The 7,658-nt window shown below is 54.0% G+C and carries 3 protein-coding genes, 2 tRNA genes and 3 rRNA genes; 7 read left to right on the forward strand and 1 reads right to left on the reverse strand.

Going from position 1 to position 7,658, the window contains the following annotated elements:
• The 6 genes from AC1DNF_RS35100 to rrf all read left to right on the forward strand — a co-directional run.
• Nucleotides 1–213 (forward strand): hypothetical protein (locus tag AC1DNF_RS35100; RefSeq protein ID WP_478153492.1); only part of this gene is annotated, 213 nt, incomplete at its 5' end.
• Nucleotides 214–434: 221 nt separating this feature from the next.
• A 16S ribosomal RNA gene (locus tag AC1DNF_RS35105) occupies nucleotides 435–1,969 on the forward strand.
• A gap of 99 nt (nucleotides 1,970–2,068) precedes the next feature.
• Nucleotides 2,069–2,145 (forward strand) — tRNA-Ile (locus tag AC1DNF_RS35110).
• Nucleotides 2,146–2,170: 25 nt separating this feature from the next.
• Nucleotides 2,171–2,246 (forward strand) — tRNA-Ala (locus AC1DNF_RS35115).
• 328 nt (nucleotides 2,247–2,574) lie between these two features.
• Nucleotides 2,575–5,444 (forward strand): 23S ribosomal RNA (locus AC1DNF_RS35120).
• 138 nt (nucleotides 5,445–5,582) lie between these two features.
• A 5S ribosomal RNA gene (gene rrf, locus AC1DNF_RS35125) occupies nucleotides 5,583–5,695 on the forward strand.
• Together the 16S, 23S and 5S rRNA genes with 2 tRNA genes alongside form the textbook arrangement of a ribosomal RNA operon.
• A 52-nt stretch (nucleotides 5,696–5,747) precedes the next feature.
• On the opposite strand, the gene AC1DNF_RS35130 is transcribed toward rrf, so the two are convergent.
• Nucleotides 5,748–6,764: a DNA topoisomerase IB gene (locus AC1DNF_RS35130; protein ID WP_478153494.1), complete on the reverse strand. Its 1,017-nt coding sequence runs from the start codon at nucleotides 6,762–6,764 to the stop codon at nucleotides 5,748–5,750.
• A gap of 151 nt (nucleotides 6,765–6,915) precedes the next feature.
• On the opposite strand from AC1DNF_RS35130, the gene AC1DNF_RS35135 reads away from it, so the two are divergent.
• Complete coding sequence (locus tag AC1DNF_RS35135) at nucleotides 6,916–7,527, forward strand: nucleoside phosphorylase-I family protein (protein ID WP_478153496.1); 612 nt, start codon at nucleotides 6,916–6,918, stop codon at nucleotides 7,525–7,527.
• Nucleotides 7,528–7,658 lie beyond the last annotated feature (131 nt).

Raw genomic sequence — 7,658 nt, forward strand, 5'->3', positions numbered from 1 at the left:
GCTCCGCTGAAAACGGCCCCGGCGTTGCTTCTTGAGGAAGTGGCAGGCGAGGTCAAAAAAGTTAGCGGTTCGAAGTTGATGGGGTTTAAAAACCGTGTCATAATCGAAGGCTCCGCTCAAGACGAGCAGCGCCGGACCCCGAAGGGGTTTGGTGGTGGTCGAAAGGGGAGGAGGAAGAAAAAAAAGTTTGCGCGTTCTTCTAAAAACGTGTGATAATCGAAGGCTTCGCTGATCGCAGCGAAGCGCGGTGTGAAACAGAAGATGTTTTGCGCGGTTCGTTAAAAATATACAGCCGATAAGCGTGGGCGTTTGAAGGCAATTGCCAAGTTCTTCGGAACAAAGTCGCAAGACTTTAAACGCTCATGAGAATAGAAGTGAAGTTCACTTCAATTCCGTTTTTATGAGTTGCTCGAAAGAGCGAAAAAATCAAGATCGAACTATAGAGTTTGATCCTGGCTCAGATTGAACGCTGGCGGCATGCCTTACACATGCAAGTCGAACGGCAGCACGGGAGCAATCCTGGTGGCGAGTGGCGAACGGGTGAGTAATACATCGGAACGTGCCCAATCGTGGGGGATAACGCAGCGAAAGCTGTGCTAATACCGCATAAGATCTACGGATGAAAGCAGGGGATCGCAAGACCTTGCGCGAATGGAGCGGCCGATGGCAGATTAGGTAGTTGGTGAGGTAAAGGCTCACCAAGCCTTCGATCTGTAGCTGGTCTGAGAGGACGACCAGCCACACTGGGACTGAGACACGGCCCAGACTCCTACGGGAGGCAGCAGTGGGGAATTTTGGACAATGGGCGCAAGCCTGATCCAGCCATGCCGCGTGCAGGATGAAGGCCTTCGGGTTGTAAACTGCTTTTGTACGGAACGAAAAGGTTCTCTCTAATAAAGAGGGCTCATGACGGTACCGTAAGAATAAGCACCGGCTAACTACGTGCCAGCAGCCGCGGTAATACGTAGGGTGCAAGCGTTAATCGGAATTACTGGGCGTAAAGCGTGCGCAGGCGGTTATGTAAGACAGTTGTGAAATCCCCGGGCTCAACCTGGGAACTGCATCTGTGACTGCATAGCTAGAGTACGGTAGAGGGGGATGGAATTCCGCGTGTAGCAGTGAAATGCGTAGATATGCGGAGGAACACCGATGGCGAAGGCAATCCCCTGGACCTGTACTGACGCTCATGCACGAAAGCGTGGGGAGCAAACAGGATTAGATACCCTGGTAGTCCACGCCCTAAACGATGTCAACTGGTTGTTGGGTCTTCACTGACTCAGTAACGAAGCTAACGCGTGAAGTTGACCGCCTGGGGAGTACGGCCGCAAGGTTGAAACTCAAAGGAATTGACGGGGACCCGCACAAGCGGTGGATGATGTGGTTTAATTCGATGCAACGCGAAAAACCTTACCCACCTTTGACATGTACGGAATTTGCCAGAGATGGCTTAGTGCTCGAAAGAGAACCGTAACACAGGTGCTGCATGGCTGTCGTCAGCTCGTGTCGTGAGATGTTGGGTTAAGTCCCGCAACGAGCGCAACCCTTGTCATTAGTTGCTACATTTAGTTGGGCACTCTAGTGAGACTGCCGGTGACAAACCGGAGGAAGGTGGGGATGACGTCAAGTCCTCATGGCCCTTATAGGTGGGGCTACACACGTCATACAATGGCTGGTACAAAGGGTTGCCAACCCGCGAGGGGGAGCTAATCCCATAAAACCAGTCGTAGTCCGGATCGCAGTCTGCAACTCGACTGCGTGAAGTCGGAATCGCTAGTAATCGTGGATCAGAATGTCACGGTGAATACGTTCCCGGGTCTTGTACACACCGCCCGTCACACCATGGGAGCGGGTTCTGCCAGAAGTAGTTAGCCTAACCGCAAGGAGGGCGATTACCACGGCAGGGTTCGTGACTGGGGTGAAGTCGTAACAAGGTAGCCGTATCGGAAGGTGCGGCTGGATCACCTCCTTTCTGGAAACAGCAATTTAATTTGAACGCCCACACTTATCGGTTGTTGGAAGGTTGTCGCCCGGCGACTAAGGTCTAGGCCTGGTCCAAAGCGACCGGCTTGGGTCTGTAGCTCAGTTGGTTAGAGCACCGTCTTGATAAGGCGGGGGTCGTTGGTTCGAGACCAACCAGACCCACCATCCCGTCCAATGGTTGTTGGTACATGGGGGATTAGCTCAGCTGGGAGAGCACCTGCTTTGCAAGCAGGGGGTCGTCGGTTCGATCCCGTCATCCTCCACCATATACGCGATAGCCATCGACAACGATCGATGCTTATACACACTCAACACCAAAGCGGCTTTGTGCGMGAGCATGAGGCTTCTTTGTTGTTGATCGGGATCTCCTGATCAATCGGCTGTTCTTTAAAAATTCATAGAGTCGAATCAGCGTTGCTGACGGAAGAGCTTTCATGGCTCACCGTGCCGTCAGCAACATGAATTTTTGATTGCGTCAAATGAACTTCAATTTCGAGTCAAATCGATTTATGAAGACGGCATAACGCGTCAGGTGAAAGACCTGACCATTCCTTGATTGATTTTGGTTTCTGTGAAGAAACGTCAAAGTTATAGGGTCAAGTGAATAAGAGCATGTGGTGGATGCCTTGGCGATGATAGGCGACGAAGGACGTGATAGCCTGCGATAAGCTTCGGGGAGCTGGCAAATTAGCTTTGATCCGGAGATTTCCGAATGGGGAAACCCACCGAAAGGTATCGCATACTGAATACATAGGTATGCGAGGCGAACCGGGTGAACTGAAACATCTCAGTAGCTCGAGGAAAAGACATCAACCGAGATTCCGAAAGTAGTGGCGAGCGAAATCGGAAGAGCCTGTTAGTGATAGCACAAGACTTAACGGAACAGCTTGGAAAGGCTGGCCATAGCGGGTGATAGCCCCGTACGTGAAAAGACCTGTGTGGTACTGAGCTAACGACAAGTAGGGCGGGACACGAGAAATCCTGTCTGAATATGGGGGGACCATCCTCCAAGGCTAAATACTCATCATCGACCGATAGTGAACTAGTACCGTGAGGGAAAGGCGAAAAGAACCCCGGGAGGGGAGTGAAATAGATCCTGAAACCGCATGCTTACAAAAAGTAGGAGCCCGCAAGGGTGACTGCGTACCTTTTGTATAATGGGTCAGCGACTTACATTCAGTGGCAAGGTTAACCGAATAGGGAAGCCGTAGAGAAATCGAGTCCGAATAGGGCGATAGTCGCTGGGTGTAGACCCGAAACCAAGTGATCTATCCATGGCCAGGATGAAGGTGCCGTAACAGGTACTGGAGGTCCGAACCGACTAGTGTTGCAAAACTAGCGGATGAGCTGTGGATAGGGGTGAAAGGCTAAACAAACTTGGAAATAGCTGGTTCTCTCCGAAAACTATTTAGGTAGTGCCTCAAGTATTACCGTCGGGGGTAGAGCACTGTTTTGGCTAGGGGGTCATGGCGACTTACCAAACCAAGGCAAACTCCGAATACCGACGAGTACAGCTTGGGAGACAGAGCACCGGGTGCTAACGTCCGGACTCAAGAGGGAAACAACCCAGACCGCCAGCTAAGGTCCCTAAAATTGGCTAAGTGGGAAACGAAGTGGGAAGGCTAAAACAGTCAGGATGTTGGCTTAGAAGCAGCCATCATTTAAAGAAAGCGTAATAGCTCACTGATCGAGTCGTCCTGCGCGGAAGATGTAACGGGGCTAAGCCAGTTACCGAAGCTGCGGATTTGCAATTTATTGCAAGTGGTAGGAGAGCGTTCTGTAAGCCTGTGAAGGTGCGTTGTAAAGCGTGCTGGAGGTATCAGAAGTGCGAATGCTGACATGAGTAGCGTTAAAGGGGGTGAAAAGCCCCCTCGCCGTAAGCGCAAGGTTTTCTACGCAACGTTCATCGGCGTAGAGTGAGTCGGCCCCTAAGGCGAGGCAGAGATGCGTAGCTGATGGGAAACAGGTCAATATTCCTGTACCGATGTGTAGTGCGATGTGGGGACGGATCTTAATAGGTCATCCGGGTGTTGGATATCCCGGTTTAGTTGGAAGTAGGCGATGGGTAGGCAAATCCGCCCGTCATATACCGAGGCCAACGATCGAGCAAGCTTGCTTGTGAAGTGACTGAACGAGGTTCCAGGAAAAGCCACTAAGCTTCAGCTACACACGACCGTACCGCAAACCGACACTGGTGCGCGAGATGAGTATTCTAAGGCGCTTGAGAGAACTCAGGAGAAGGAACTCGGCAAATTGACACCGTAACTTCGGAAGAAGGTGTGCCCTATTAGTGTGAAGTGAACAACGGAGCATGAATGGGTTGCAAAAAATCGGTGGCTGCGACTGTTTATTAAAAACACAGCACTCTGCAAACACGAAAGTGGACGTATAGGGTGTGACGCCTGCCCGGTGCTGGAAGATTAAATGATGGGGTGCAAGCTCTTGATTGAAGTCCCAGTAAACGGCGGCCGTAACTATAACGGTCCTAAGGTAGCGAAATTCCTTGTCGGGTAAGTTCCGACCTGCACGAATGGCGTAACGATGGCCACACTGTCTCCTCCTGAGACTCAGCGAAGTTGAAATGTTTGTGATGATGCAATCTCCCCGCGGAAAGACGGAAAGACCCCATGAACCTTTACTGTAGCTTTGTATTGGACTTTGAACAGATCTGTGTAGGATAGGTGGGAGGCTTTGAAGCAGGGTCGCTAGATCTTGTGGAGCCAACGTTGAAATACCACCCTGGTGTGTTTGAGGTTCTAACCTAGGTCCATTATCTGGATCGGGGACAGTGCATGGTAGGCAGTTTGACTGGGGCGGTCTCCTCCCAAAGCGTAACGGAGGAGTTCGAAGGTACGCTAGTTACGGTCGGACATCGTGACGATAGTGCAATGGCATAAGCGTGCTTAACTGCGAGACTGACAAGTCGAGCAGATGCGAAAGCAGGACATAGTGATCCGGTGGTTCTGTATGGAAGGGCCATCGCTCAACGGATAAAAGGTACTCTGGGGATAACAGGCTGATACCGCCCAAGAGTTCATATCGACGGCGGTGTTTGGCACCTCGATGTCGGCTCATCTCATCCTGGGGCTGTAGCCGGTCCCAAGGGTATGGCTGTTCGCCATTTAAAGAGGTACGTGAGCTGGGTTTAAAACGTCGTGAGACAGTTTGGTCCCTATCTTCCGTGGGCGCTGCAGATTTGAGGAAGCCTGCTCCTAGTACGAGAGGACCGGAGTGGACACACCTCTGGTGTATCGGTTGTCACGCCAGTGGCATTGCCGAGTAGCTAAGTGTGGAAGAGATAACCGCTGAAAGCATCTAAGCGGGAAACTCGTTTCAAGATGAGATCTGCCGGGGCCTTGAGCCCCCTGAAGAGTCGTTCAAGACCAGGACGTTGATAGGTCAGGTGTGGAAGCGCAGTAATGCGTTAAGCTAACTGATACTAATTGCTCGTGCGGCTTGACCCTATAACTTTGATCTATGATCAAGGTGTTATGCCAAGTTGACGCATTCAAACMCATTCAGCAACCTCACACGTTGCACATGCTGATTCCAAACTCTATGAATTCGTTGTCCAGACCCAGTCTCGACAACAACCAGTTATGCCTGATGACCATAGCGAGGTGGTCCCACTCCTTCCCATCCCGAACAGGACAGTGAAACGCCTCAGCGCCGATGATAGTGCGGGTTCCCGTGTGAAAGTAGGTCATCGTCAGGCTCTTACAGCCCCAAAAAGCCCAACCCCATAAAGGTTGGGCTTTTTGCGTTGCTCAATTGGAAAGGCCGGCCAGCATTTTCCAGATGCTGTTCATGGCCTCTGCGTCGCTCCCCAACCTGGCGCCGAGTGACAGCACCGCGGGATGCACATAGGCCTTCTTGCACACCGCGGGGGTATTGCCCAACTGTCGGGCCACAGTCTCGAGGACTTGCTTCGTGCAGTAGCGCATGGCATTCGGCGTTCCAGCCTCATTCGTGTTTTCGCAGGCCAGTCTCGTGAGTTCAAGCGCCTGCACAGTGCCGTGCCACGTGCGGAAATCCTTCGCCGTGAAGTTGTCTCCGGCTGCCTCCCGCAGATAGTCGTTGACGTCGGTGGACGTCAGGGTCCGAACACTTCCGTCCGCCACCTGATACTGGAACAGCTCCTGTCCCGGCAATTGCTGACAGCGCCGCACCACCTTGGCCACCCGCGGGTCGGTGATCTCCGTCTCGTGCATCACGCCGCTCTTTCCGCGAAATCGCAGTCTCAGTGATGAGCCCTGAATGGCCGCATGCTTGTTGCGCAAGGTCGTGAGCCCATAAGACCCATTGCTGCTAGCGTATTCCTCGTTGCCCACTCGCAGGAAGGTCGTGTCGAGCAAACGGACGAGCGTCGCGAGAACCAGTTCGCGCTCCACAGGCACCCTCGGCTTCGGCCGCAAATCGCGCGCCACGCGAGCGCGAATCATGGGGAGCGCGCGGCCGAAGGCCTCGAGCCGCTCGAACTTCGCTTCGTCCTTCAGCGAACGCCAGTCTGCGTGGTACCGGTACTGCTTGCGTCCACGAGCGTCGACACCGATGGCCTGAAGGTGCCCATTCGCCAGCGGACAGATCCACACCTTCGTATAGGCGGGCGGGATGGCCAATTGCCTGATCCGTGAGATCTCGTCAGCATCCTTCAGCCACCGCCCTTCCGCGTCGCGATAGCGAAAGCGCGCGCCGCTTCTGACACGCCTCAGACCCGGCATGCCCGGATTGACATAGACGAGGCCGTTGCCGAGCGGCACCGGGCGGCTGGAAATGGCGGGCATAGGCATTGCCGTGGATCAGGCTTCGGCTGTCAGAAGATGCCTCTGACTTTCCTGCCCCGAAGGACTCGCCGTCGTAGGACGCGACAATGGACGCCGGTGCGAACGCGCCCATATCGACGTTCAACCTTGTTCTTGTATTTGGAGAGATTTCATGTTTCATGCCTGGTCCGTTCGCGTCCGCTGGATGGTGCTGCCGGCGGTGGTGGCCCTTGCCGCCGGCTGCGCCTCGCCCCCCGAGGCGCGCGTCGCGGAGCCCGTCAAGGTGAAGGTGTTCGTCGCCGCCATGTTCGAGATCGGGCAGAACACCGGCGATCGCGCCGGCGAGTTCCAGCACTGGTACGAGCGCTACTGGAAGAGCGCGACGCCGATCACTGTCCCCGGCGCCCTCCAACCCGTCTACTGCAATGCCGACGGCGTATGCGGTGCGGTGCTCGGCATGGGCAAGGTCAACTCGTCATCCTCGATGCAGGCCATTCTGCTGAATCCGAAGTTCGACTTCTCCAAGACCTACTACGTGATCTCCGGCGTCGCCGGCACGCCACCGTCGCGCGGCACCATCGGCGAGGTCAGCTGGGCCACCTGGCTGGTCGACTACGACCTCGGCCACCGCTGGGCACCCGAGGAGAACAAGCCGGGAGAGCCCACCTTCATGCCTCGCAAGGGTTATGAGGAATACCGCAGATTCAAGCTCAATCCCGACCTCGTCGCCTGGGCCATGAAGCTATCGGCCGATACGCCGCTTAAGCCGAGCTTTGGCCTCTAAAACGCGATAGATCAAGCAATGGCGCGGCTTCGCGCCGTTTTTTGGCCTAATTGTGTTCCCATGTAAATAGCGTATGTTTACCTTGTAAATTCGGGTTCGTTTACTACCATGTAACGCATGTACATCGAGAC

Source organism: Variovorax sp. 01T432, from assembly GCF_056398605.1.